This window comes from Psychrobacter sp. CX97, from assembly GCF_057396285.1.
Genome location: NZ_JBXYJE010000001.1, coordinates 261,631 through 288,117 on the forward strand (window position 1 = coordinate 261,631; position 26,487 = coordinate 288,117).

At 38.6% G+C, this 26,487-nt stretch carries 19 protein-coding genes and 2 riboswitches; of the genes, 11 read left to right on the forward strand and 8 right to left on the reverse strand.

What is annotated here, in order from left to right:
- Positions 1 to 12 precede the first annotated feature (12 nt).
- The 4 genes from AC2SLL_RS01035 (at position 13) to AC2SLL_RS01050 (ending at position 6,743) form a co-directional block, all read left to right on the forward strand.
- Positions 13 to 3,264 (forward strand): ComEC/Rec2 family competence protein, encoded by a 3,252-nt coding sequence (locus AC2SLL_RS01035; protein ID WP_486529808.1) that lies wholly within the window; start codon positions 13 to 15, stop codon positions 3,262 to 3,264.
- 474 nt (positions 3,265 to 3,738) lie between these two features.
- Positions 3,739 to 4,815, forward strand: coding sequence for a signal peptide peptidase SppA (sppA, locus tag AC2SLL_RS01040; RefSeq protein WP_486529809.1), 1,077 nt, complete (start codon positions 3,739 to 3,741; stop codon positions 4,813 to 4,815).
- Positions 4,815 to 5,708 (forward strand): alpha/beta fold hydrolase, encoded by an 894-nt coding sequence (locus AC2SLL_RS01045; protein ID WP_486529810.1) that lies wholly within the window; start codon positions 4,815 to 4,817, stop codon positions 5,706 to 5,708. Before sppA ends, AC2SLL_RS01045 begins: the two co-directional genes overlap by 1 nt.
- 156 nt (positions 5,709 to 5,864) lie before the next feature.
- On the forward strand, positions 5,865 to 6,743 hold the full coding sequence (locus AC2SLL_RS01050; protein ID WP_486529811.1) for a CPBP family intramembrane glutamic endopeptidase: 879 nt from the start codon (positions 5,865 to 5,867) through the stop codon (positions 6,741 to 6,743).
- A 92-nt stretch (positions 6,744 to 6,835) separates the two neighbouring features.
- Here AC2SLL_RS01050 and dusA read toward each other — a convergent pair whose 3' ends face one another.
- From dusA to AC2SLL_RS01065, 3 genes are all read right to left on the reverse strand, one after another.
- Positions 6,836 to 7,816: a tRNA dihydrouridine(20/20a) synthase DusA gene (gene dusA / locus AC2SLL_RS01055; RefSeq protein WP_486529812.1), complete on the reverse strand. Its 981-nt coding sequence runs from the start codon at positions 7,814 to 7,816 to the stop codon at positions 6,836 to 6,838.
- Between the two features lie 134 nt (positions 7,817 to 7,950).
- A complete protein-coding gene (locus AC2SLL_RS01060; protein ID WP_486529813.1) occupies positions 7,951 to 9,252 on the reverse strand; it encodes an MFS transporter in 1,302 nt (433 codons plus the stop codon).
- A gap of 143 nt (positions 9,253 to 9,395) precedes the next feature.
- Positions 9,396 to 11,012, reverse strand: coding sequence for a phospholipase D family protein (locus tag AC2SLL_RS01065; RefSeq protein WP_486529814.1), 1,617 nt, complete (start codon positions 11,010 to 11,012; stop codon positions 9,396 to 9,398).
- Between the two features lie 713 nt (positions 11,013 to 11,725).
- Between AC2SLL_RS01065 and AC2SLL_RS01070 the strand changes: the two genes are divergently transcribed.
- The 4 genes from AC2SLL_RS01070 (at position 11,726) to AC2SLL_RS01085 (ending at position 16,002) form a co-directional block, all read left to right on the forward strand.
- Complete coding sequence (locus tag AC2SLL_RS01070; RefSeq protein ID WP_486529815.1) at positions 11,726 to 13,045, forward strand: O-succinylhomoserine sulfhydrylase; 1,320 nt, start codon at positions 11,726 to 11,728, stop codon at positions 13,043 to 13,045.
- A 336-nt stretch (positions 13,046 to 13,381) separates the two neighbouring features.
- A complete protein-coding gene (locus AC2SLL_RS01075) occupies positions 13,382 to 13,714 on the forward strand; it encodes a YbaB/EbfC family nucleoid-associated protein (RefSeq protein ID WP_486529816.1) in 333 nt (110 codons plus the stop codon).
- 180 nt (positions 13,715 to 13,894) lie between these two features.
- Positions 13,895 to 14,488 carry a recombination mediator RecR gene (recR, locus tag AC2SLL_RS01080; RefSeq protein ID WP_486529817.1) on the forward strand — a complete coding sequence of 198 codons (594 nt, stop codon included), beginning with the start codon at positions 13,895 to 13,897 and terminating at the stop codon, positions 14,486 to 14,488.
- 170 nt (positions 14,489 to 14,658) lie between these two features.
- Positions 14,659 to 16,002, forward strand: a complete 1,344-nt coding sequence (locus tag AC2SLL_RS01085; protein ID WP_486529818.1) for a ribonuclease D — start codon at positions 14,659 to 14,661, stop codon at positions 16,000 to 16,002.
- A gap of 41 nt (positions 16,003 to 16,043) precedes the next feature.
- On the opposite strand, the gene AC2SLL_RS01090 is transcribed toward AC2SLL_RS01085, so the two are convergent.
- From AC2SLL_RS01090 to gcvT, 5 genes are all read right to left on the reverse strand, one after another.
- Positions 16,044 to 16,748 carry an esterase/lipase family protein gene (locus AC2SLL_RS01090; protein WP_486529819.1) on the reverse strand — a complete coding sequence of 235 codons (705 nt, stop codon included), beginning with the start codon at positions 16,746 to 16,748 and terminating at the stop codon, positions 16,044 to 16,046.
- A gap of 442 nt (positions 16,749 to 17,190) precedes the next feature.
- Positions 17,191 to 20,082: an aminomethyl-transferring glycine dehydrogenase gene (gcvP, locus tag AC2SLL_RS01095; RefSeq protein WP_486529820.1), complete on the reverse strand. Its 2,892-nt coding sequence runs from the start codon at positions 20,080 to 20,082 to the stop codon at positions 17,191 to 17,193.
- Positions 20,083 to 20,327: 245 nt separating this feature from the next.
- Positions 20,328 to 21,107, reverse strand: a complete 780-nt coding sequence (locus tag AC2SLL_RS01100) for a nitroreductase family protein (protein WP_486529821.1) — start codon at positions 21,105 to 21,107, stop codon at positions 20,328 to 20,330.
- 125 nt (positions 21,108 to 21,232) lie between these two features.
- Complete coding sequence (gene gcvH, locus AC2SLL_RS01105) at positions 21,233 to 21,613, reverse strand: glycine cleavage system protein GcvH (RefSeq protein ID WP_486529822.1); 381 nt, start codon at positions 21,611 to 21,613, stop codon at positions 21,233 to 21,235.
- A gap of 327 nt (positions 21,614 to 21,940) precedes the next feature.
- Positions 21,941 to 23,089: a glycine cleavage system aminomethyltransferase GcvT gene (gcvT, locus tag AC2SLL_RS01110; RefSeq protein WP_486529823.1), complete on the reverse strand. Its 1,149-nt coding sequence runs from the start codon at positions 23,087 to 23,089 to the stop codon at positions 21,941 to 21,943.
- Between the two features lie 226 nt (positions 23,090 to 23,315).
- A riboswitch (glycine riboswitch) is annotated at positions 23,316 to 23,458 on the reverse strand.
- 48 nt (positions 23,459 to 23,506) lie between these two features.
- A riboswitch (glycine riboswitch) is annotated at positions 23,507 to 23,606 on the reverse strand.
- A 362-nt stretch (positions 23,607 to 23,968) separates the two neighbouring features.
- Between gcvT and AC2SLL_RS01115 the strand changes: the two genes are divergently transcribed.
- The 3 genes from AC2SLL_RS01115 (at position 23,969) to AC2SLL_RS01125 (ending at position 26,403) form a co-directional block, all read left to right on the forward strand.
- The gene (locus tag AC2SLL_RS01115) at positions 23,969 to 24,289 is read left to right on the forward strand and encodes a YcgL domain-containing protein (RefSeq protein WP_486529824.1); all 321 of its coding nucleotides are present in this window, start codon (positions 23,969 to 23,971) and stop codon (positions 24,287 to 24,289) included.
- Positions 24,290 to 24,576: 287 nt separating this feature from the next.
- The gene (locus AC2SLL_RS01120; RefSeq protein ID WP_486529825.1) at positions 24,577 to 25,332 is read left to right on the forward strand and encodes a hypothetical protein; all 756 of its coding nucleotides are present in this window, start codon (positions 24,577 to 24,579) and stop codon (positions 25,330 to 25,332) included.
- A gap of 198 nt (positions 25,333 to 25,530) precedes the next feature.
- Positions 25,531 to 26,403 (forward strand): AAA family ATPase, encoded by an 873-nt coding sequence (locus AC2SLL_RS01125; protein WP_486529826.1) that lies wholly within the window; start codon positions 25,531 to 25,533, stop codon positions 26,401 to 26,403.
- The last annotated feature ends 84 nt before the right edge of the window (positions 26,404 to 26,487 follow it).

Genomic DNA, 26,487 nt, shown 5'->3' on the forward strand with positions numbered 1-26,487 from the left:
AAGGATTGAATAGTGATATGGCTAACAGGAATTGTTTCTATAGCTTTCATGCTGGCTATCTTATCAATTCATCCACAAGAACTTGCTGTAATAAGTACTTCTGTCACTAGTGAACAGTGGCAAGTAACAAGCTATGTTTTACTTGGCTTTGTCTTATTGCTTTGCATCATAATCCAGCTATTTAAAAGAAGGCTGGTTCCTCAAAATAAAGTCCTTTTACCATCCATATGTGCTAAGCCGCAACTCCTAACGCCGAAACGTATGATCTTAAAGCAAGGTGTAATAATACCGCTTGTTAGGGTATTAGGCTTGCTTGTATTTTTATTGGCAGTTATAACAAGCACCTTAGCACAGCGTGTGAATTTACTAGAAAAATCTCCTAAACAATCGCTTTATGTTGAAGCGGTCGTGACTCCGATAGGTCTAAGTGACCGCCTCCTAACAGTAAATATCGTAGAAGATGCAAACGCAGAGGCAACTGCTGTGGTGCAAGGGTATCGTCAATTAGTGAGATTAACAAATATCAAGCCTTATGCGCACTTTCAAGATAGAGGTAATACAGCAGGGGTAAATACCGCAAGTGTAAATCCATTTTATATACCAGATAATCGTCTGAATAGACAAGATAACCGTTTAAGTATCGACTCAGATTCAATCATAGCCAGCGATAACGAGGGTGTGACTACTGCTAAGAGCGATGCACAAAAGAAAGTTAAAAATGAGGCTAAAAGCAATCTTGCAGAACGTTTGAATGTGATGAGTGACATAACCGATATTGAGAGCTATAGTAATGACAGGGCCGCAAATAGGGTAATGCAACAGAAGCCTGTAGTAAATGCTAATGCTATAGAATATGATAAAAAAATAGATATCGGCATATCTGACTATCATGAATTACCAAGTAGCATGACAGTCCTACTAAGCTCATACAATATTGATGACCAGTGGTTAAATGAGTTTTCTCCGGATAAGGTAATAACCTTACGGCTTAAATTAGAGCCGATAGAGTTTACAGATGCAGGTAATGGCTTTAATGAATATCGCTGGTTGAGTACGCGCCATGCTACTGCGCTAGCGCATATAATCAGAACAGATTTGCAAGAGTTCGACCAGATTAAAAACCTAACGACAATACAAAAAATTGCTAACATGCGTTATCAGTTTCGCCAACACTTTTTATCTTTGATTAAAGTTCGAGAAACAAAAATTCAAGAAATGGCTCTACCAGATAATCAGGTAAATAGCCCTTACGTAGCAATTCAACACAACATCAATAACCATGACCATATTGCGGTTACTTTAAGCCTGCTGACGGGAGACAGAAGTTTAATTAGCTCTGAGATGACTGGACGTTATCGATTTGCTGGAATATCGCACTTATTAGCCATATCGGGTGCTCACGTACTTTTCTTAGCAGTATTATCAGCCACTATAGCAACAACTGCAGTCAATTACTTGTATCCCAGTCTCTATCGCATACTGCCTCGCTGGCAGCTGAGCTTTGTTATCGCAGTGGCGGTGGCTTTTATGTATGCCCTATTTGCAGGGTTTGATATACCAGCGATTAGAACGGCATTAATGTTGGTAGTAATTGGCGTTGCACGTTACTCATTGGCAGCCTCCTCTATATTTAAAGTGCTTTTGGTCATTGCTTTAGCTATGGCATGGCAGGATATTTATGTTCTATGGCAAGCAGGTTTTTGGTTGTCTTTTATAGCGGTTGTTGTATTGATTATCTACACTCAGCGATGGGGATATGTCAAAGAGATAAACACTGGATTAACCCCGTTATCATTAGCTGATAATCAGCAAGAAACGTCTAAAATAAGCACATTTAAAGCCTTACTTGTCAGCTATTTGAAGTTGCAATTGTGGATGTCTATTGCATTATTGCCAATCAGTTTATGGTTATTTGGCAAAGTCTCATTGTGGGGTCTGTTGGTCAATATTTTTGCCATTGGTTTATTCGGTTGGTTAATTGTACCACTCAATTTATTGGCAGGATTGGTGTACACAATTTGGGCAGATGTCGCAGACATGCTATGGCGTTTTATATTCCAGATATTAGACACCTTTCATCATTTTTTATTTTTATTACAAAGTTCAGCAAGTCAAACAGGATGGCTATATACTGACATAAGCTTGCCTTTATTATTTTTAATTATTATGGCTGTATTGCCTTGGATCATATCGAAAGGCGTGTTAAGCCATTTGTATTCAATACCACCGATCACTGTGCTCATGTTTTTGCCATTTATAGCCAAAGAGCAATCAGAACAGCTTACTCGTATTATTCCCATAGAAATGAGCAGCAACCAGTTTTCTGCTACATTGGTAACTAACACTAATTATAATTGGTTGCTGTTATCCGCTTATCCAAATAGTTACGATACCGATGTGATTTTACTTGAAACGCAATTGCTTGAGGCATCGAAGTCTGTCTATGATTCTTTGAAAAACCATCAGGTAAGGCGTTTGACAGGAGTAGTGGTACAGACGGCAACACCAGAGTTAGCTTTTTTAGTGGCAAAGATTAGACAGGATATGCCAATTTCTTATTATTGGCAGGCAGGGCTCGAACACAGTCGGGAAGAAGTGGATGGATACTTAAAAAAAGTGCCTTTAACTCCTCAAAGTTGCAAAAAAGGCAGTTTGTGGCAATTGAATCATAACACTTCCAATAATTTGATAGGGAAGTTTGATAAGGTCAGCTTAATGGCAATAAGTGGTTGGCCTGAAATTGACGATAGTCAAGTATGGGACTGCACGTTACAAATGGACAGTAAATTGACGGTAGGCATAGAACAAAATAATGGGTTAAAATTATTATCGAACCAAGAGACAGAAGTTAGCGATGTCGTCAATGCCAATAATATCAACAACATCAATAAAAATCTCGGCATAGACAATGCTAGGATTAATCAGTCAGCTTTAGAGGCTAAAAAGAATACTAAAGGCAACAATCAATCGACGAGCTTTATTTTTTATACTAGTCCACAACCACGACATGCTAAATTATGGCAGTCCATGTGCCATGATCCAGTATTCGCTACAACCAATACCATTTCAGATCGCTTTTATGGTTCTTTAGAAAATAAGCCCTGGCTTTTAACGGCTAAATCTTATGCTGATGTTGATTTAATCGACTCAATGCAGCCAATATCATTGGATATTGTTGATGAAACTGACCAGTCAGTACCCTCAACAATGAAAGAAGTTGAGTTGTACTGGCAACAAAATTATTTAAAAATCAAACCACGCTAAATAAACGTCTATGATAGTTATCATTCGTTTAAATACAAAGTGATGGTAAGTGTTATAAAACCGTTTATTACGTTAAAATCATACTCTGGTTTAAATGTCGCACTCAAGCCATCAATTTGAGCGTAATAAACTTTAATATAAACAATATAAAGCTATAAGCAATATAAAGCATTCTTTAACAAATATAAAAATTTATCGAAATATAACCAAAGGTATATTGAATCTTATTACCGCTATCGTCATACTGCTACCCGTAGCATTTTCCGAGTCTTTTTTTTGTCATATTTGCAGCAATAGAGAGTTATTGAAAGAAAGGAATAAAGTCCAATTAAATCAGTTTGCGTTGTGTCTTTAACGATGCTGATACTTTATCGAATTGATATTTTAACTGTTTTTTATAAGCGTAATATATGGAACAGACCTTAGTTTAATCTGTTTTAACTCATGCATTCATTACTAGGATTTATATTTTCTATGTCTAACTGGCCACCTGATCCAAACAAAGCTCCTGATAATAATTCAGCTCCAAACCCTGAAAAAAACCGTTTAAATAATCCTCCTAGTGGCCTACCAGCTAACACGAGAGGGCGAGAGTGGCATTTGCTTGAAAAAACCTTGATGGCAAGCATTGAAGAACAGCGCCGTGCGAGACGATGGCGTGTAATATCCAAACTGTTAACCCTTGGTGTCTTTCTGCTAATATTTTTTATGATGGCTCGAGGCTGTACCCCTACAGAAACTGGTCTGAGCGGTGTTGATACCAGCAGGACTCATATTGCTGTTGTTGATGTGGAAGGTGTTATTAGTGCAAATGATATGGCAAATGCAGATGATATCAGCGCCGCACTCACGGAAGCTTTTGAGGCACCTAAGGCTAGGGCGGTAGTCCTGAATATTAATTCGCCTGGTGGTTCACCTGTCCAATCTGATGAAATTTGGCAGACGATGATGGATTTGCGTACCGAATATCCTGACAAGAAGCTCTATGCTATTATTGGCGATGTTGGCGCATCGGGTGCTTATTATATCGCATCTGCTGCGGATGAAATCTACGTTAATCCTTCAAGTCTTGTCGGTTCAATCGGTGTTATTATGCCTAGTTACAACGTTGAAGGATTAATGGATAAAATGGGCATAAAAGATGGTACGCTTACCGCAGGCGAATACAAAGATATCTTAAGTATGAGCCGTCCTTTAACAGACTTTGAAAGACAGCATGTTGAAAATGTCTTAGATAATACACACAAACACTTCATTAAGGCAGTCCAAAAAGGGCGTGGAGATAGACTGAAAAATACCGAAGAAAATAATATATTCTCAGGTTTATTTTGGACAGGCGAGCAATCCATTGCATTAGGCCTTGCTGATAAAACAGGTAATATCCGCACTCTTGAAAATGAGCTGGACATTGATAACGTAGTTAATTATACGCCCATTGACCCTATGCAAGAGCTATTTGGTAATTTTGCGATTAAGCTTGGTGCTGGCATTGGATCGACCATAGATATGAAGCTGCTTCCTCAAGATAAGAATACTGGCGAGATGCGCTAATGGACGTTAATAATTCCAAAAAAAATAAAAGCCATCCTTATGATTTTTCCAATTTATCTGTCTCTAAAGTGACAGGTAAACCAGTTATACATTTTGCGCATGCTAATGGTATGCCAAGCCGAGTTTATCAGCCGATATTTGATATTCTTGAGCAACACTTTACCCTTGAGTATATTCCTACGTTGGGTTTTGATGAGTCTGGTAAGTCGACTTATGCCATCGATAATCATTGGAAGGATCTAACTAAGCAAGTTATTGATAGTGTGGCTAAACTAAAAAGAAAGCATAAGGTGCCTATTATTGGTATTGGTCATTCGCTTGGCGCATTGTGTACGCTTCAAGCAATTTATCGTAAACCCAAGCTTTTCAGTCAAGCTGTATTAATGGATCCACCTTTAATTTATGGTAGCAGTAGTTTGCTTTGGCATTTGGCTAAGTTGACGTCTGCAAAGAGAGTAGATAAGGTATCTCCTGCGGGTATTTCAAAAAAACGCCGTGATGTATGGGAGAGTAGGGATGAAGCTAGAGACTTACTTCAGCCGAAAGGTTTTTTCAAAAATTTTGATCCGCGTTGTTTTGATGCCTATATTCAATATGGGTTGCGTGAGCGTCAAGATGGTAAGGTAACGTTGACCATTCCAAAACAGGCTGAGGTTGCTGTATTTCGCACAAATCCATCCCTATACTGGCTTAAACCTAATAGGCCCCCAAAACGCAAAGTCACATTAATCGTGGGCAGTGATAGTCAATTTCAACATCGAGGTTTTCCAAAGAAGGTAACAAAGCGCTTATCTATTCCTTACACATTGCATAAGGGGGGACATATGTTTCCTCTTGAGCACCCTGACTCTGTTGCCGAATTGATTATGAATACAATCTCTGAGCAATCATAACCTTTAGATGTGGATCTTGAGAAGAAAGTTCTATAGAAAGGCTCAATATTTCTATCATATTTGGATTACAAGAGTTAGCTTGTTATTGGTCTAATAATGGATTGAGCAAGGTCTTTTTGAAACTCCTGAATATGTTCATTTTAAAGTTCATTAATTATGCCGCCAAATTTGACGAAACGCTCAGACAGTTCACAACGTAGCAGGGAGTATAGTAAATCTGGCTCGATAACTCAGCCCAAGATTTTTACAAAAATAGGCGTGGGTTGTCTGATTGTTTGGATGATAGGGCTGTTTGTGCTAGTGCAGCTGCTTGGGATTTATCTATTTACGCCAATAGTCTTGAATGACGCAAAGATGCTTCCTGCACAAAGGTTTGGTATTGGTAGCTATAATGGTACTGTTATAAGCTACACAATGCTTTTAACATTCATTGTGTTATTGGCCTCTATTTATGGCGTTGTAAAATGGCGTATATATTGTACGCAAAAGAAGAGAACGCAGAACCAACAAGTATACGCTACTCGCCTAGAACTGCATCAAACGACCCGTCATAAATATACGGTGGCAGATTATTTAGCAATTCAACCTTTTTTACCACGAATAGCACTGGCTGTATTGAGTTTGTGGGTGGTTTTTTTGATAATCAGTGAATCTATCACTTATTTACTCGACAAAAATCCCAGTGCATTTGTTGATAGCTTATATTTTACAGCTGAACCGAAATGGCTACTTATATTAGTCATGGTTATTATAGTGCCTATCTATGAAGAGTTTGTATTTCGTGGGGTTATTTGGTCAGCTTTAAGAGAGCAATTGGTTGGTAAGAGAGGCGTATTACTGGCAAGCGTGGTCACAAGCTTACTTTTTGCGATTATCCATTTGCAATACGACTATTATGAAATGAGTGTCATTTTTATATTGGCCTTATTGTTTAGTTATGCTCGCTACAAATCAGGGTCAATAATAGTGCCAATTATCATCCATATTATTAACAACGGCATGGCAATGTGGCAATATCTATACGTTCTCGACTAATACTCTCGAATAAAGGTTGATTTCTGCATTCAGTAAACCTGTAGCCGTCCAGAATCACTGCAATTATGTGTAAATGCTGAGCTAGCAATACTTTAAATAATATGAGTGTCTTTATGAGATTCTATGAATGCTAAGGTGTGGTCTCCAGCTTCCCTAATTTGTGACACGGTAAGTTGCTGTTTGCCACTTAACGCCTGTCGCCATTTACGTGCGCCTGGCAAGCCTTGGAATAACCCTAAAAAGTGCCGAGCGATTGAGGGTAAATGTTCTCCTTTCGCAACTTGCTCTTCAAGATAAGGGTATAGGTTTGCTAAAATATCCTCTCGACTGGGCGGTACCTCTCCCCATAACTGCATGGCTTCAGCTAGGATATAGGGGTTTTGGTAAGCGGCACGACCTATCATTACGCCATCAACTTGTTCAAGATGGGCTTTAACGTGTTCAATAGATTTAATACCGCCGTTTATTTCAATCTTAAGCTCTGGATAGTCTTGTTTTAAACGGTACACATCATCATATCGTAAAGGCGGAATGTTACGGTTTTCTTTTGGGCTAAGGCCTTCAAGTAAAGCAATACGCGCATGCACAATGAATCGTTTGCAACCTGCATTGGCACTCGCATCAACAAAATCTCTCATAAATTCATAGCTGTCAAAGTCATCAATGCCAATTCGATGTTTAACTGTTATGGGGATATCAACCTCTGCTCGCATGGCACGCACTAGATTTGCTACCGTATTGGGCTCTGACATAAGACAGGCACCGATTTTATTATGCTGAACCCGGTCTGAGGGGCAACCAACATTGATATTAACTTCATCATAACCACGCTTTTGAGCCTCAATCGTACAGTGGGTCATCTCGGCGACATTAGCGCCACCAAGTTGTAACACGATAGGATGTTCGGTTGCATCGAAGCGTAAAAGCCGATCTTTATTACCGTAAATGATGGCCCCAGTGGATATCATTTCAGTATATAAGTAAATATAAGGATTAAACAGACGTGCAAAATACCTGTAATCAGTAGTAGTCCAGTCGATCATCGGTGCAACTGATAGTCGCTTATCTTTCATTATGTGCTTAATATCCATTAGGTGTTTGTTATCCATTGCAGATTTTTTATGTACTATATTAATGGCTATACCGTCCGTTAAGAGTTTTGTTCAAAGCCAGAGAATAGTTGATTTTTATAGGTTTGATTGATAGGTCATTTAATCGTTTCATCAAGTGCTCTAAACTTAGGGGATCGATAAAGGTAAAGGCCGATAAGAAAAGCTACTAGCCCAATAAATGTTAGATATAGTGCGGGAGAGAAGCTGATATGATTGGTTGCATAAGCTAAGCCAAAAGGTAGGATGCCGCCAACAGCGCCATAGGTAATATTATAGGTTAGGCCAACAGCCGTTAAGCGCTGGCTAGTTGGGAATAACTGTACTAGAACTGAAGCGCTAAGGCCAACAATACCAATACTAAAGCCTAAAACTGCATACATTACCAGTATGTATTGACCGCCATTGGCGATATGATAATAAAATGCAAGTGCACTAATAACAAGCGCTAAAGATCCAATCATCATTGTTTTGCCCGTACTATTTTTGTCTGCAAGCAGCCCATAAAAGATACAGCCTAACAAAATAAATAGTAAGCCCACATCGTTAGAGAACATCAGAAGTGATTCGTCGACGCTAAATCTGAGTAATACTAAGTCAGGTAATATAAGGGCAACTACGATGACCGAGCTTGAGAGAATAAATGTCAGTATACAGGCTAAAAAAATAGCATTAAAACGTCTAAATGATGATCTAATCGTGGGATGCTCATTAATATGGGCAGTTTGATTTTTTTGCTCTAAAAATATAGGTGTTTCATCTAATGCATGCCAAAATAAAAGAGCTATAAAACTGAACATTGCACCTAAAATAAAGGGGATTCGCCACCCATAGTTAATAAGTTCTCCCTGAGTATAGGTATTCGATAGTATTTCGAAAAAAATACTTGATACGATACCGCCCATCATAAAGCTACCTGCTACCATGCTACAGTAGGTTGCCAAATTGCTTCTATGAACATGTTCTGCGATATAAACCCAGCCGAGTGGTGCATGGGCGCCAAAAGCCATACCTTGAAGCAAACGAGCTGCAAAAAAGATGATAGGGGCAAGTATACCAACTTGAGCATAGGTTGGGAGACATGCTGTTATTAGTGTGGTTAATGCGATGAGTGATAAACTGATAAGTAACGCAGGTTTACGTCCATGGGTATCTCCATATCGACCAATAATAAACCCCCCAATAGGGCGTGCTATATACCCAGCTGTAAATAAGCTAAGTGCTTGAAGTTTAGACAGTATAACGTCATCACTAACGGGGAAAAAAGCAGCACTAATAATGTCTGCCATATATAGATAAATTAAAAAATCAAAGTAGGCAACTGCATTAGCAAAGCAAATGATCAGGATTTGCTTAGCATCAATGGATCTCGATGTACTAGATAGATCGTTAAATGGCATGGGTATCTGCTATTAAAAATTAAAGTTAACTATCTAAAGAATATGATGCTAATTGATGGCTCCGCTATTGTTATGGCAGAGGTTCATAGCAATGATGCACTTAAATAATAGGACTATATATTTACGTCTATTATACTTTTATATTATAACAACCAATCTATTGGCAGTAGCGACATCAGTTTTATCCAAATAAGATCAGCCAAGCCCATGTTTGGCTCTTTATGCGACTCTATTATTTCATTATTTTCTAGGGTCTGCCATTGTAGATTATTATCATCAGTAAGAATAACCTTATAGGCTTGTGAAAACAGTTCATCGCTGACTGTTTGATGGAGTGTATTGGCAAGAGAACTGTCTTCAATGATTACTCCCATTTCAGTATTCATATCGGCAGACCTAGGGTCCACATTATATGAGCCGATAAAAACACTCCGATCGTCGACGGCAAACATTTTAGCATGTAAGCTCGTTGAAGATTGACTACGACCTCGCCAAAGTTTGTTGTCGACATCATTCGTTACTGTGGCTTTAATTTCATATAATTCAACACCAGACTTTAAAAGAGTTTTGCGCCACTCTGAGTAGCCTGCATGAACTGCTGAGACATCAGTTGCATGGTAAGAGTTTGTGAGTATCCTAATTTTAACCCCTTGTTTAGATAGCTTTGTTAACGTATCTACCCCCTCTTTCGTAGGTACAAAATAAGAAGAAACAATGGTTAAGTTTTTGTTTGGTTTACCCAATAAGTTACGCAGCTTATGGACAAGAAGATCATTTGGATTGGCGTTTCTGGATATTTTTTCTACATTATCACTAACAAACGTTATTGGCGCCCAGCGAAAAGATAATGTCTTATTTATTAAGTCAATATCAATTGTAGATTCATTTAGCGCATGTTTGTAGGTTTCAGCGATTGATAGCACTGTACTGGTGTTGTTTGGTTCAAGTTTATCTAGATTAGAAAAAAAAGTGTGTTGTTGCCCCCTGTTCTCTGCTAATTCAAGGTCTGGATTGACAAGTGTTTGCACATCGTAAGATAGAGATGAATTCCAATATTCATCAAAACTATTACTGATACTTTTGACAACAGGACCAACTAAAAGAACATCAATATCAGCGAATTGATTTGATTCATTGTCACTCAGATATTCATTGCCAATGTTTCTCCCACCCACAATACTGAGTTGGCGGTCAAAAGTAATGCTTTTATTGTGCATACGTCGATTAATTCGCTTCAAACTGGTTAAGTAGTTCAATGCCTTAAATTTTCGGTAGGTCATTGGGTTAACAAGACGCACAGCGATATTTGGATGGCTTGCAAATTGGAGTAAGTGCTGATCAAGCTGACTATTACTATTAAAATCGTCTAATAAAAAACGTACAATCACCCCATTATCAGCGGCTTTCCATAACTCTTTAAGCATAAGTCGGCCAGTTTCATCGTTATGCCAGATGTAATATTGAATATCAATGCTTTTTACTGCCATAGACGTTAATATATTTCTATAGACAAAAGCATCTGTGCCACTAATTATTGGGTGATATCCTGATAATCCTGAATGGAGGTTGTTTAAATGATTAATAGACTGAGTTAATGCCAGTCGTTTCTCATCAATATCCTCTGGCTTTACTTCTGAGCTGTATCGCTGCTGAATCCTTTCATTGAGTTTTAAACTTGCTTGGGTATGTGGGTTTTTCGGTAAGGTATTGCACGCTGTCACAGTTAGGCAGAACAGTACTAACGCTATAGTTTTAGTCATGAATCTACTTATAGGGTAAATACTTAAAGCACGATATAGAGGGTAAAAAAACACAAGTACCACCATCAAATCTATCCTACTAATAAGAATGAAAGAAAAGTAATTTACAACTTTATAGTCACTTGCATTTATAGTCACTCGTAATCTTGTGATCATTCACGATTGTGTTTAGAGACGGGCACTATAAGCAAACTAACATTGCATCTAAAAACGATTACAAGTTAAAACATCTTCTCAGCAAAGCAACGCTGCTTTGAATGAATTATTAATCTGCAAAAATGAGGCATTATAGTACACTTATTTTTTATATTTTAAACTTTTGTTTTACCGAACTTTTGTTTAACAGTTAGGGTAACAGAATCAAAGATGACCTCTAAAGCTTGTGATTCCCTATAAACATGGTTTTTCTATTAAAGTAGGGACAGACTAATTCGGTAGTTTATCCATACTTATTTATTATTTAATCAACTCATATTGAATACATGTCAGTAAATGGTTATCTATAGTAGATAGGAATAGCGTTAATAATAAAAAGAAAATGGAAGTAAGATAAATTTTGTCTATACTTGAGCTAATAATTCTATCCACAAATAGTTGGATAAGAATTTAACCCCTAAATTTATTTTAATTATCTATTCATTTATTTTAGTTATCTATTCAAAATAACTCACATACTAACCACTCCCTTATCAATTATTAATAACGAACTTACTATGAATGAGATACTGTCTAATCAAAACGCTCAACACTTTGTTGATCCAAGTGCGGCATCAGATGTTACAAAGCCAGAGAACACTGGACTTGACCCAAATTGGGATAACGATGCTCTAGATTTATCCGAAGATTATGGTATGCAAACCATAGCGGTTAGAGCTGGACATTACCGTACAGAGGAGGGCGAACATAGTGAAGCTATCTTTGCGACAAGCTCTTATGTTTATAAGTCTGCTGCTGATGCAGCAGCACATTTTAATGGGGATAAAAAGGGTAACGTATATTCTCGGCATACTAATCCAACGGTACGCACTTTTGAGCGCCGTTTAGCGGCTTTAGAGGGCGGCGAGCGGGCGGTTGCCACTGCTTCAGGAATGGGGGCAATCTTAACTATGTGTCTGGCATACTTAGAGGAGGGTGATCATTTACTGGCAGCAAAGCAGTTGTTTGGTTCTTCAGTAGGATTGTTTAATAATTTTATTAGTAAATTTGGTGTTGAGGTCACTTACGTTGATTGCTTTGATAATACGGCTTGGCAAAATGCCATAAAACCAAATACTAAAGTTTTGTATTGCGAGACGCCAAGTAATCCACTAGGACAAATTGCTGATTTACAAGGTATAAGTAAAATTGCTAAAGCTCAGGGTGCCTTGTTTATTGTTGATAACTGTTTTGCCACTCCAGCTATTCAAAGGCCTTTAGATTTTGGGGCAGATGTGGTTATCCATTCAGCTACTAAGTATATTGATGGTCAAGGAAGGGTGCTTGGCGGTGCTTTAGTAGGGAGTGATGAGCTTATGCAAAAGGCCTTTACCGTGGTGCGCAGTGGTGGTATTAGCATGAGTCCTTTTAATGCGTGGATATTTATTAAAGGCTTAGAAACACTGAGCTTACGCATGAAGGTGCATTGTGAAAATGCCAATAAGATCGCACAATTTTTAGAGCAACATCACAACGTTGCGAAAGTTCATTTTTCAGGATTAACCAGTCATCCAATGCATACATTGGCCGCGGCTCAGCATCATCGTGCTAATTGTTTTGGGGCTATTATGGGATTTGAAGTTAAGTCTGATAAGTTTGATGAGCAAGCAGCCGCTTGGCATGTTATTGATAGCACCAAGATGATATCGATCACTAATAATCTAGGCGATGCTAAAACTACAGTTACCCACCCTGCCACCACCACCCACTTTCGTTTGGGTTCGGAGGTAAGGCGGGCAGCTGGCGTGAGTGACGCTTTGATTCGATTGTCTGTTGGGCTTGAAGATGTGGATGATATTATTAAGGATTTGGCACGTGGACTTGACAGTCTAAGCTAAGCTGACATCTAAATTGATTATTTAGTTTATAAAGAGCTTTTTGCGGTTTTAAACTTTATAATAGGTTATTGCACTTATATTTAGATAATCTTATATTTAAATAATAAAGTTGCGACACTAGAATTTAGACACAGGCGCATTGAATCAGTATAATGGCTTGATTGTGGACAATTGCGCACATAAGGTATTAAGTTACGACTCATTAATAGTTGACTGAATATTTAACTGCTTTTTTCATCATTATTGTTTTTAATATATAATTTTAAATAGCTATCATTTATTTGATTCCATTAACAGGATTCTTATTTAAACGGATTCTTATTTAAAGAGGTTACTATGAATATTCAAGCACTCATGCAGCAAGCTCAAACAATGCAAAAGCAAGTGGAAGCCAATGTTGAAAAAGCTAAAAAAGAACTGGCTGAAAAAGAAGTTCAAGCTGAAGCAGGGAGTGGATTAGTTAAAGTTACTATGACCGGCCGTCACGTAGTTAAACGTTTGAGCATTGATCCTAGTTTATTGGAAGATGAACCAGATATAATTGAAGATCTTATTGCTGCGGCTATTAATGCTGCAGTGGCTAAAGTTGATGAACTATCTGAAGCCACTCTTTCGAAAGCAACTAGCGGTATGGGCTTACCACCTGGCATGCAGGGGCTATTTGGCTAATAAGACTTTTAGTGGGTCTTTATTTATGATGGATAAGTCAGCAGATCTTCAAGATGCTGTATAAAGAGATGGGGTTGTAATATGGGTATTACACCTCATTTTTTTTATACGACATACAGAGTTTTGATGGGTTAACGTTGTTTATTAGAATAGTTATATAAATTATTTAAAGGTGATTATTTGTTAACCGAAAAATTCGATAATTTGGTTAAACAGTTGCGTGTTCTGCCCGGTGTTGGTCAAAAGACGGCGCAGCGCATGGCTTTGCATTTGTTAAGCAAGAAACGACCACAAGGCATAGCACTCGCCCAAGCCTTGGAGGTGGCAATGCACGATATTATTGAGTGTGAACGGTGTCATTCGTTTAGTGATGATCCTGTCTGTCCTATATGCCTAGATTCTAGGCGTGATGACTCGATACTTTGTGTGGTAGAAACCGCAGCGGATGTGATGGCGATTGAGCAAACCTCTGGTTTTCGTGGGCGATATTTTGTATTGGGCGGACACTTATCGCCTTTAGATGGTATTAATGCTGATGATTTAAATATTGATCAATTGGTTAAGAGAGTTAAAGCCAAAAGAGTGGAAGAAATAATTTTGGCTACCAGTACGACAGTTGAAGGTCAAACCACAGCACATTTTATCTCTGAAGCAGTGCGGCGACATGTTGGTCAAGTTACTCGCATTGCTCAAGGTATACCAATGGGCGGTGAACTTGAATATTTAGACAGTATGACTCTGTCGCAAGCGTTGCAAAACCGTTCATTTATCTGATAATTTCTAGATTAAATATCCTGAAATCGGCAGTTAATGAATCTATTAAAGGCTAGTAACACAAATCTCAGTAACAAAATTTTAGTAACATAAATCCTAGCAACATAACGAATAGTAGCTTAAATTATATCAACTTACCTAATAGTCACTTTAAAAAGTAGAAGGCAGAGATGACTCAGCATGCCAGCAATAATACTCACAAAGATAACCTAAGCCATCCTAATAGTGTAACTAACACGGTTAACACTAACGAGGTTATAGACAATGACGCAGGCAACATTGCCACCATTTTGCAACCAGAAAAGCTTATCGATACGGCGAGTATACAGCAAACACTTCAAGCTGCTGCGGACTTACCTATATATTGGGTAACCGACTTGGATGAGCTAGAAGCCTGTTTAGATGAGCTTGAGACCTGTGAACGTATTGCCCTTGATACCGAATTTATCAAGCGTGACACTTATTACCCTAAGCTTGCTTTAGTGCAAATTAATACAGGTAAGCGAATATATTTATTGGATGCACCAAAGCTTGATTTAACCCAGTTTTGGGTTGTATTAGAAGAGATGCCACTTATGATATGGCATGCTTGCGGTGAAGATTTGGGTATTTTTTATCTCTTATCCGAATGTCCAGCTTTGACCAATGTCTTTGATACGCAAATTGCACTGTCCTATCTTACAGGTCAGTTGCAAATGGGATATCAACAAGCCTTAGCGAATGAATTGGATATTAAAGTAGATAAAGGAGAAAGTCAGTCCGATTGGTTGGCTCGTCCACTGACGGATAAGCAAGAAAGCTACGCAATTGATGATGTTCGATACTTAATGAGTCTGTATGATATTGTGCAGCAGCAGCTTACTAAAAAGGGTCTTTATGATAAGGTTGTAGAGGATTGTCAGCTTTATGCTAGGGAGCTGTATGAAGCAGCTAATATTGAAGATGATGCTACCTATTTAGCAATGGCAGACTTTAGATATACCGGTGAACAGCTTTCTGTATTACAAGCAGTATCAAGCTGGCGTGAAGCCTTGGCGAGATCGACAAATCAGCCCAAGACATTTATTTTAAAAAAACAAGCAGTACGTGACATTGTTGTTGAGTTGCCTTCCAACTTGAAGCAGTTGACTCATAAGACCACCATGCATCGAAGTACAGTTCGCCTCTATGGTGAAGAGCTTTTATCCATTATAAATCAGGCACGCTCATTGAGCATACAGGAGCAGCCAGCCCGTGTTTTTGCGCCGTATCGATCAAAAGATAAAACCATCTCAAAAGCGGTAAACAAAGCAGTAAAACAATATGAAGCCGAAACAGGTGTGCCAGCAAACGTGCTGATGCGCAAAAAGTGGCTTTCTCGGCTTTATGAGGTAGTGGCTTATGATTTGCCGATTGACCAATTACCTGAAGGTCTTAAAGGCTGGCGTTATAATTGGGTAATAAAGACACTAATACCCATCCTTGAAACCCATAAAGAAGCATTGCAGTCAGGTATGAATATCGATTTGGAATGAGCTGCTTTGCATTGTATTTATCCCTATAGGGTGTCATACATTTACCTTTTAAACTTACCATGTTTTAAAAAGTAGACTGTTTGATCCGCTACTTTTTGATTAATCAACATACCGGTATGTGATACTGGCATCACGATATGATCAGTTGCGTTAGGCAGTTGGGTTTCAAAAACATATACCGTACCATCATGGTCGCACTGAGATTTTGCAAGCTTAGCTTTACGTTTATGGTAATCCAAAACAATTTGACCTAGCCCATACGGCGAGTTACCCGCTATCACACCCAAGCAGGTTCCTTCTTTAAGGGGTGCTGCCTGACCATCAAGTCCTTGATGATAGGCTTTTCCAACCAAAGGCGACATTAGCTTTTTTATATATTCAGCTGCCACACTACCGATATGCGGGGTTCCTAATGTCACACAGCGCGCGATTTTCCACTGTGGATAACGGGAAATAAAATCCCTAATAACCAGCCCACCCAGACTATGGCCAACTAAATAAATAGGTATGCTAGGATCATGGTGTTTAGTCAGCCATATATTTAAACGATGACTATGCCGGTCTATACTATCAATGACACTATGGTAATTATGTTCATGAGTTTTAAACCCTTTGTCCTGTAGTCTCTTAGCCAAAGGGCGCATAATCCATGCATGTTGGTGCAGCCCATGAATTAATATTACAAAAGGTTGAGACGGAACAGTTATGGTATTTGAGTTATCTTGATCAGAGGTTTGAGTTACCACAATAATTTATTCCATAATGATGAGCATTAGAGTTGAATGGGTATAACAAGTTAGCTATATTCAGAGCAATCCTTAACGCTTGACTTCCAATGTATAACAATTTGGGTATGAACCATAGAGGCAGGTAATGTCTGTTTTATTCATTAAACTATCCTTGTATCGGGTTGTTTGTTAACCCTTCTAGACGACTTAAACTATAGCATAAAAATGATTTAACTGAGTTAACTGTATAATCCAAAACTGTATAATCCAAAAAAAATGGATAAGCTAAAAAACCTTCAAATCTAAGACTTGAAGGTTTTTGCCAATTTGAGTTACTGATTAGACCTATAACCCTAAATTTATACCAAGTGCAAAATTAAACTAGCAAGGATAACGACTGTCAGCATTATAAATAGATACTGAACGTGTTATATACTGCAGATTATTTTTTGAAAAGGTATTACATATAGTTTTCAATACTTGGACAACTGCACATTAAGTTTTTATCGCCATAAACGTCATCTATACGACCGACCGAAGGCCAGAATTTGTGTTCACGGATATAGTCTAATGGGAATGCAGCAGTATCACGGCTATAAGGATGCGACCAATTTTCGCAGGTTATAACAAAAGCGGTATGCGGTGCATTAACTATCGGGTTATCTTCTAACGTCCAACCTTCCTCGCCTGATTTTACTTTCATCGCCTCCTGTTTAATCGACTTTAGTGCGGCAATAAAGCGATCAAGCTCATGTTTCGCTTCTGATTCTGTCGGTTCAATCATTAGCGTACCTGCAACAGGGAAGCTCATTGTTGGTGCATGGAAACCATAGTCCATTAGACGTTTAGCGATATCAGACTCACTAATCCCTGTTTCTTCCTTAAGTGGACGAATATCAATAATACATTCATGCGCAACGCGGCCATTTGAACCGGTATAAAGCACTGGGTAATCATCTTTAAGTTGATTAGCGATATAATTTGCGCTTAGTAACGCAAGTCTAGTGGCATCGAGTAAACCATTGCGTCCCATCATCGTAATGTACATCCATGATATGGGCAAAATACTTGCCGAACCATAGGGTGCAGCCGATACGGCATACATATCTTTAGAGGCATTATGTACAGGGCTAACCACGTGATTTGCTTTAAAAGGTGCAAGGTGAGACTTCATACCAATAGGGCCCATACCGGGACCGCCGCCACCATGAGGAATACAAAATGTTTTGTGCAGATTCATATGTAAGACATCTGCGCCAACCTCAGCGGGTTGCATGATACCGACTTGAGCATTCATGTTTGCGCCGTCCATATATACCTGACCACCATGCTTGTGGATTAGATCACATATATCTCGGATGCCTGCTTCAAACACGCCATGTGTAGATGGGTAGGTAATCATTAATGCGCCCAAGTTTTCACTGTGCAATTCACACTTCTTGGTTAAATCATCAATATTGACGTTACCGTTTTCGTCGGTATCAACGACCACAACCTTCATGCCCATCATTTGAGCAGTGGCTGGATTGGTGCCGTGTGCTGATTTTGGAATCAAGCAAATGTCACGATTTGGTTGACCTAAAGACTCATGATAGCGTCGAATGGCCAGTAAACCTGCGTACTCACCTGATGCACCTGAATTTGGCTGCATAGAGATATCATCAAATCCAGTAATGGCTTTGAGCTGATCTTGAAGACTATCAATCATTTGAATATAGCCAGAAACTTGTTCACGTGGTGCAAAAGGATGCACATTAGCAAATTCGTTCCAAGTAATGGGTAGCATTTCGCTGGTAGCATTTAACTTCATCGTACAGCTTCCAAGCGAAATCATACTGCGATTCATTGCTAAATCTTTATCTTCAAGACGCTTTAAATAGCGCAACATTTCGTGTTCTGTATGATAAGAGTTGAATACTGGATGCGTTAAAATTTCATCAGTGCGTAATAACTCAATATTTAATGATATTTTTGCATCATTTGGCAGTGAATGCGCTTTATTAGCAAATAGTTGAGTCAGTACTTCAAAATCAGTATTATCGCTGGTTTCTGAAAATGATACGGATAGCTTTGTTTTGCCCACTCGCCATAGGTTATAGCCTACGTTTTCCGCATTTTCAAAGATTTGTGTTGCCAGTTTTTCTGAACCACATTCCACCAATACAGTGTCAAAGAAGTTGTCGTGTATGACACTTAAATCACCGTCAAGCTGTCTAATGACATCGCTAAAGGCAGTTGCCATAGCGTGGATACGTGTGGCAATGCGTTTTAGACCTTTAGGACCATGATATACAGCATACATACCAGCAAGGTTGGCGAGTAATACCTGTGAGGTACAAATGTTAGAATTGGCTTTTTCACGGCGGATATGCTGTTCACGAGTTTGCAGTGCCATACGCAGGGCGGTATTACCTTGAGCATCTTTTGACACACCGATAATTCGACCAGGTGCCGCACGTTTTGCTTTATCTGTGAAGGCAAAGTAAGCGGCATGCGGTCCACCAAAGCCCATTGGAATACCAAAACGCTGGGTACTTCCTAACGCCACATCTGCACCCATATCAGCTGGCGACTTCAATAAGACCAAGCTCATAATGTCACTGACTACCAAAGCGTAGGTTTTGTTTTCTTTAACCGCCGCAATCACATCCGTTAAGTCTACAACATCGCCATCTTTACCGACATACTGGAATAGGGCACCGAAGAAATCGCCTGATTTAGCCGTTTCAAAATCTCCAACCACAACTTCCCAGCCAAAGTATTTTGCCCGGGTATGGATAACGTCTAAAGTTTGCGGATATACACGGTTATCGACGAAAAATTGATTTGATTTACTTTTGCTGACCCGTTTGGCCATGGCCATGCCTTCAGCTGCTGCTGTGGCTTCATCTAGCAATGATGCACCAGCCAGCTCTAAACCCGTTAAATCAATACACACTTGTTGAAAGTTTAATAATGCTTCAAGACGGCCTTGAGCAATCTCAGCTTGATAAGGCGTATAAGCGGTGTACCAACCTGGATTTTCTAAAACATTTCGCTGAATAACTGCTGGCATGCGTACTGGCGAATAACCTTGACCAATGTAGCTTTTGTTAACGATGATGTCATCGGCCATAGCGCGTAATTTTGCGATGGCATTGTGCTCACTGATGGCAAGCGGTAATTCAAGCTCACGATTCATGAGTACGGGTGCTGGCACAGTATCAGCAATAAAGCTTTCCATGTCCTCATAACCAATGGCTTTTAGCATCTCAAGTTGCTCAGCTTCAGCAACACCTAAGTGTCTTGAGACAAACTGAGATTCATTGAATAAACCATCAAAAGTATTGTTTTGAGAGTTATCTATAGTCATGGTAATCCTTAGTGTTTAGTCCGCCTTCAGGCAGTTATTAATGGGTGTAGATAGTGGAAATGTTATAAGTAACGAATTGATTATATTGAACCCAATAAATTCTATCCCTAATTCATTAAAAGTTTCCAATTCGTTAAAAGTTTAATGCTGTATCAGCTCATGGACGTACTATTTACAATTGGCTATTGGTATAACTGGCTGTTTGTCTTGAAGTGACATGGTATACACTATTTAACTTTTTAACTTTAGACATGTTTTACAAACTTGGTATAGTCAAACCTAAACTGAGTGTTATAAATACCCCTTTCATCACGCTCGCCCGCCCCAATCATCATAACGACATGATGATGTTCACTTAGATTTAATAGTTTTTTGAGAGCAGGCTCATCAAAACCGCCCATTGGACAGCTGTCAAAACCATATGCTCTCAAAGCCAACATTAAATTCTCTGCAGCAAGGGCTGTATTATTGGTTGCCCAATTTTTGATATCTTCTTTGGTATAATAGGGTGATTTGATCGGCCCTTTAATGTGCCTAAATACTTGGGTAATACCCCACTTCGCAGCAGATGCGCTATTTATAGGACCACGAATAAAATCAAAGGGGACAATTTTACTATAGTAGTTTATAACTTTTTTTGGCACCGGCGTTTCCGGAAACTCTTCAATATTTTGTTTGGCATGTGCACGCCATGTATCCGTACGTGCGACAATAGCGATTAATCGGTTAGCCGTTGTCGCTGCATTTTGGTTCATGCAAATTTTATTAGCTTTTTGACGCTTGCTATCGGAGTCAATAACATAAAACTCCCAAGGCTGTAAGTTACTAGAATTAGGTGCCAACATGGCCAGACGTAAACAGTCTTGCAAGACTTCATCGGGGATAGGGGTATCGGTAAACTTTCTGACCGAACGACGTGACTCAACAATCTGTTTAAAGCTATCGAGGGTTTCTAACGTGTTAAAGGTTTTTCCATCTATATTGTTAGCTTTATTGGACGTACTGTATTTTTGGTTCATAGACATAACAGGGTTATCCTGATTGATGAAGCAAAATGAAATATAAATAGGCTAAAAGGTTAGCGTTGCTCCAATGAATAAAACAACGCTTAGAGAAAAGGATATTAGTAACCTTAAAAGTTGCAGGTTAGTTACAACTCACTTTCATACTCTTCCGCTGACATTAAATCATTATAGTCATCAGCATTATCAGGCTTAATACGGAAAAACCAACCATCGCCATAAGGGTCTGAGTTGATCGTCTCAGGGGTTTCTTCTAATGCTTCATTGATGGCGACGATTTCGCCAGTTAAAGGCGCGTAAACATCTGAAGCCGCTTTTACTGATTCAACAACTGATATCTCATCATCGACTGCCACAGTATCACCAACATCTGGTAGCTCAACATATACAATATCGCCTAATAAGTCTTGGGCATGGTCTGTAATACCAACCGTTACCGTACCATCTTCTTCAAGACGCAACCATTCATGGCTGGCCACATATTTTAGCTCGCTAGGTACATTACTCATATTATTCTCCATAAGGTAAGAGTAGGGTTAAAAAGACAATGGTTATAATGACTATACACAATTAAAATGACAAGCCAATAAATGATTAATGTGTCATTTGCTTAATTTAAGTGACAAACACTTAACTTAAAACGCTTAACTTAGGTAGTGCTTTATATGAGGGCGTGTCCTAAATTCGTACAATTGCATTTAAATGGGCTAAAAATAGCTAAATCTTGTCATACCACGTCAAATAACGGGTAAATATCTCGATATTTACCTATTATTTTCCTTGTCTGACTTCGATTTATCTTATTTTTATCTCCATTTTCAAAATGAGGACACGGCCTAGTCAAACTGTTTTTCGCCGTTGCGAACGAATGGCAGCTTGATGACACGTAAATCAACAAACTTACCTTTACCACGCAAGTCTACTTGTACGTTATCTTTATCACTGACATCAGCTGGTATACGTGCAATGGCAATCGAATACTTTAAAGTAGGTGAGAAGGTGCCACTGGTAATAATGCCGGTTTGTTCATTATCCGTGCCTTGGTTAATTGACACGGTCATACCTTCGCGTAATACACCACGGGACTCAAGAAGTAATCCAACTTGCTGCATTGCCGTACCCGCTGCTTTAGTTTGCTGCCGCTTTTGAATCAATGCGTCACGACCGACAAAGTCACGTTCGTCTTTTAAAGCAAGGGTCCATCCCATATTGCACTCGTATGGGCTGATGTCTTCATTCATGTCATGACCATAAAGGTTCATGCCAGCTTCCATGCGTAGCGTGTCACGCGCCCCAAGCCCCGCTGGTTTAATACCATGTTCTTTTAATAAACTAAAAAAATCAGCAGCATCTTGACCGTTTAAGATAACCTCAACACCATCTTCACCTGTGTAGCCGGTACGAGCAACAAACCAGTCGTTACCTTCAATATCAGTCAAATCAGCGCCAACAAATGGCTTTAGCTCATTAAGTGTCTCTGCCCAACTAGGCTTAGCGTCTTTAAGTTTAGCAATAGCATTTGGCCCTTGAATAGCTAACATTCCAAGCTCAGGACGTTCTGTTAATTCCACGTCAAAATTTTTGGCGACTTGTTCAAAGTGCGCTAAGTCTTTATCACGAGTCGCAGCGTTAGAGACGATACGGTATTCAGTTTCAGCCTCATTCATGCGATAAACAATAAGATCATCAAGAATTCCGCCATGTTCATTTAACATTCCTGAATATAAGGCTTTGCCGACGGCTTTTAATTTTGCCACATCATTGGCAAGAAGCTTCTGTAGCCATGCCTTAGCTTCTAAACCTTTAACATCGGTAATAACCATATGCGACACATCGAACATGCCCGCATCAGTACGTACTGCCTCATGCTCATCCAGTTGTGACCCGTAATGAATGGGTAATTCCCAGCCAGAGAAATCAACAATTTTGCCGTTAGAGTCAACGTGAGACTGATAAAAAGGGGTTCGTTTTAAAGAAGGGGTCATGGCAAATCCTTATGTAAGTAATATTTTCAGTAATCTTGATATAAAAGTATGCTTGATAACATCAAAAATCTTAAAAAGTTATTTAGATAGTTGTTTAAATACTGGTTTAAAATAGTATTAAATGAAGCCATAAAAAAGGGCAAACAAGTCTACAGATAACATAGACAAGTTTGCAAAGCAATTTAATAAGCCATGCCACTCATTTCTATGAAATCTTATAATCTTGTTTGCCCCATCTGTCCTGTGACCTGAGATTTTCGACGTCATCAATAATTCTACTAACTTAATAAGCTATGTAGTGACAACTTCTTTTCCCCTTCGGTGGGTATTTGAATCAATCATCAAATACCACTCTCCAGATTTATCATTGCAATATCATTATGATATTAGCGATCATCAATCAATAGATCGATGAAAATGAGATTTTCAGTCCGGTTACCTGAGCGATTGGCAGGGTGCTTACGCCTTCGGTGGCAGATCAATTCATTAAATGACTGCGCTCTCCTGAAAAACAGGTCTATTATGAAAGGTGTGCATAGATTTTACAAGCCTCAATTCAGATAGCTTAATTTTTGCTACTGAGTAACGAGTAATAAAGAACCGACCATAACCAGTAGATAATAAGTAATCAACAAGATTATATCCCTTGATAGTAAAGGCTAATTTTCAAATTAATAGCGGATAGATCAAAGAGGGTAAATAACATAGATTATAAACAGAACCTTACTTTATAGAGACAGAAAAATGTCTTTATAAGATTACCAATGTGGTTTTATCGATAAATTGATCTATGTGAACCTAACGTTGCATTGAATTTATGTTGATATCAGTTAATATAGAGGCACAAAACCATTGATTAAATATTAAGGTAATGACTATATGCATTGTGATGTTTATAAGTTTGCGAAACATAACGAGATGTACGTTTATATAGCCCGCCCAGATTTCCCTGATGACACTGACGAGATTAAAGATTGGCTGGGAGTATTACCAAAAGAGCTACGTCAAACTTTAGGCGAAGGTAAGTTTTTGATGCATTTAGATTTATCTGAGACTAAAAAATTGGCTCGGGTTAATAAAGATGAAGTGGTTGATAAGCTTGAGTCTCAAGGGTATTTTGTTCAAAGACCACCAAGTGATGTATTCGCAGCTCAGGCACAAATGCGCATGAAAGAAGAACAAGATAAGAAATATGATTAAATACAATTTTGCTAAAGATCATTTTAATACTGACAAAAAATTTAGGTTGGTTGTTTACTGGGATTACACAGTTTAAATATAATTTTTTTTATAAACTTGTTAAGTTGTTTAAACAACATTTGACCAGTGAGTTGAATAACTGCTGAAATAATGAAGACGTGATAGAATAGTCGCTAACTTTATTGAATTTTTTTATCTCCATAAAGTAGTTTTATATAGTAGCATAGACTCTAAACGAGTAGCAGTGAATGCTTAAATTACACAGATTGTTTTGGATTTATCATTGAATGGATTGGTTAGCCGATATAATTTCTAAATTGCCACTAGATAGCATTAGCGAAACCATAAGCGAAATTACCTTATGGTGGAGTGATTTAGTTGCAGATGTGCCGCCTGATATGCTGCCAATATATGCGTATGTGGGTTTCTCTTGTATCGTGCTAATTTTGTGGTTATTTATAGTGCGCATATTGCCAAAACCTATTGGGGGTATGAGCTGGCTTGCTGTATTTTCTATATTACTGACGCCTGGCGTTACCTCGGCGGAAACAGGTGATATAGCCCCAGCAAGTATCGGCGTTATTTACGGTATCTTAATGAAAGATCCCGGACTGGCATTGCGTAATTTATTGCCGATATTAGTGGTTTTTACCTTAGGATTAGTACTGGGGTTTATTTGGCAATTAATTAGAAATGCCATAACCTCTAGTATTGACAAATCAGTTGAAAGCACGCACTTAGCCGAAAAAGAATCAACTACTAATATGTCTAGCGAAGTAGCTGTTGAATCAATCGATCCGCAGGAAGTTACAGGTAAAATGTCATCCGATATGGTCAATCGTGACCATTCTGTGAGTTTGCCAAAAACCCCTACGAAGCATGATGGATTGACAAAAAAACCTGTTAATTCGATAAAAAAAACGGTTAATAGCCACGTTGTACCCGTGCAAGAGCCTATTGAAGTAGATGATCCTTTTGTTAAAAATGCGTCGAGCAATTATGCAAAAATAGTTGATAGGGATGATGTCAAAAAAAGTGATTAGTACTCTTCTCCTTATTGTCATCTAAAACCATCTTATTTGCATTTTTTCAGAAGGGTTAAAGTATTTAACCCTTTTTTGATATATTCAATAAGGTCTTTTCCTATGTTACACAGATAAACATAATCTGATAATAAATAGCTAAACATCTTTTACTGAGCCAATAACAATTAATTTAATGATATCCAAAAGAGTTTAAAAATGACTGACTTAAATACTTCTCAAAATTCTTCAAATCAATTTACGAGTACGCAAAGCTATATTGCGACTGAGGACCTTCAGTTGGCGGTTAATGCGGCAATAACTTTACAAAAGCCTCTGCTAATTAAAGGAGAGCCTGGTACGGGTAAGACTTTACTAGCAGAAGAGGTGGCGCAAAGTTTGGGCATGCCACTCATTACTTGGCACATTAAATCAACGACTAAAGCCGAGCAGGGTTTATATGAATATGATGCGGTGTCACGCCTACGCGATTCTCAGTTAGGTGATGACAAAGTATATGATATTAATAATTACATTAAGCCGGGTAAACTTTGGGAAGCTTTTACCTCTGATCAGCGAAGTGTGCTGTTGATTGATGAAGTAGATAAAGCAGATATTGAGTTTCCGAATGACTTATTACATGAACTCGACAAAATGTCATTTTATGTCTATGAGACGGGAGAGACTATTACAGCAGACAAACGTCCAGTGGTCATTATCACTTCTAATAATGAAAAAGAGCTACCAGATGCATTTTTGCGTCGTTGCTTCTTCCACTATATTGATTTCCCTGATGAGAGTACTATGCGTCAGATAGTCGATGTTCATTTTCCGAATATCCAAGAAAAACTAGTCAATGATGCTCTAAATATATTTTATAAATTACGCAATATTCAAGGTTTAAAAAAACCACCATCAACGTCTGAGTTAGTGGACTGGTTAACCCTTTTACTTGCGGATGATATGGCACAACAAGAGCTTGAGGAAAACCTGCGTGGCGAGAAGTCAATACCGCCACTTTATGGTGCTTTACTTAAGAACGAGGCGGACATTACGCTGTTACAGCGTTTTGCAAATATGATGAGTCGTTAAATAGCAAATAGATACTGTATTTATATACTGTGAGTAGTTATCTACAAAGTTATTAAGAAAACATTTTATTAACCTTTGGTAAAG

Excerpts from the sequence above, each read along its gene's own strand:
- sppA (WP_486529809.1), top strand. The coding sequence starts at position 3,739 with ATGTCTAACTGGCCACCTGATCCAAACAAAGCTCCTGATAATAATTCA.
- AC2SLL_RS01075 (WP_486529816.1), top strand. The coding sequence starts at position 13,382 with ATGAATATTCAAGCACTCATGCAGCAAGCTCAAACAATGCAAAAGCAA.
- dusA (WP_486529812.1), bottom strand. The coding sequence starts at position 7,816 with ATGAAAGATAAGCGACTATCAGTTGCACCGATGATCGACTGGACTACT.
- gcvH (WP_486529822.1), bottom strand. The coding sequence starts at position 21,613 with ATGAGTAATGTACCTAGCGAGCTAAAATATGTGGCCAGCCATGAATGG.
- AC2SLL_RS01045 (WP_486529810.1), top strand. The coding sequence starts at position 4,815 with ATGGACGTTAATAATTCCAAAAAAAATAAAAGCCATCCTTATGATTTT.
- AC2SLL_RS01060 (WP_486529813.1), bottom strand. The coding sequence starts at position 9,252 with ATGCCATTTAACGATCTATCTAGTACATCGAGATCCATTGATGCTAAG.
- AC2SLL_RS01070 (WP_486529815.1), top strand. The coding sequence starts at position 11,726 with ATGAATGAGATACTGTCTAATCAAAACGCTCAACACTTTGTTGATCCA.
- AC2SLL_RS01050 (WP_486529811.1), top strand. The coding sequence starts at position 5,865 with ATGCCGCCAAATTTGACGAAACGCTCAGACAGTTCACAACGTAGCAGG.
- AC2SLL_RS01100 (WP_486529821.1), bottom strand. The coding sequence starts at position 21,107 with ATGTCTATGAACCAAAAATACAGTACGTCCAATAAAGCTAACAATATA.
- gcvT (WP_486529823.1), bottom strand. The coding sequence starts at position 23,089 with ATGACCCCTTCTTTAAAACGAACCCCTTTTTATCAGTCTCACGTTGAC.
- AC2SLL_RS01125 (WP_486529826.1), top strand. The coding sequence starts at position 25,531 with ATGACTGACTTAAATACTTCTCAAAATTCTTCAAATCAATTTACGAGT.
- AC2SLL_RS01085 (WP_486529818.1), top strand. The coding sequence starts at position 14,659 with ATGACTCAGCATGCCAGCAATAATACTCACAAAGATAACCTAAGCCAT.
- AC2SLL_RS01120 (WP_486529825.1), top strand. The coding sequence starts at position 24,577 with ATGGATTGGTTAGCCGATATAATTTCTAAATTGCCACTAGATAGCATT.
- AC2SLL_RS01115 (WP_486529824.1), top strand. The coding sequence starts at position 23,969 with ATGCATTGTGATGTTTATAAGTTTGCGAAACATAACGAGATGTACGTT.
- gcvP (WP_486529820.1), bottom strand. The coding sequence starts at position 20,082 with ATGACTATAGATAACTCTCAAAACAATACTTTTGATGGTTTATTCAAT.
- AC2SLL_RS01065 (WP_486529814.1), bottom strand. The coding sequence starts at position 11,012 with ATGACTAAAACTATAGCGTTAGTACTGTTCTGCCTAACTGTGACAGCG.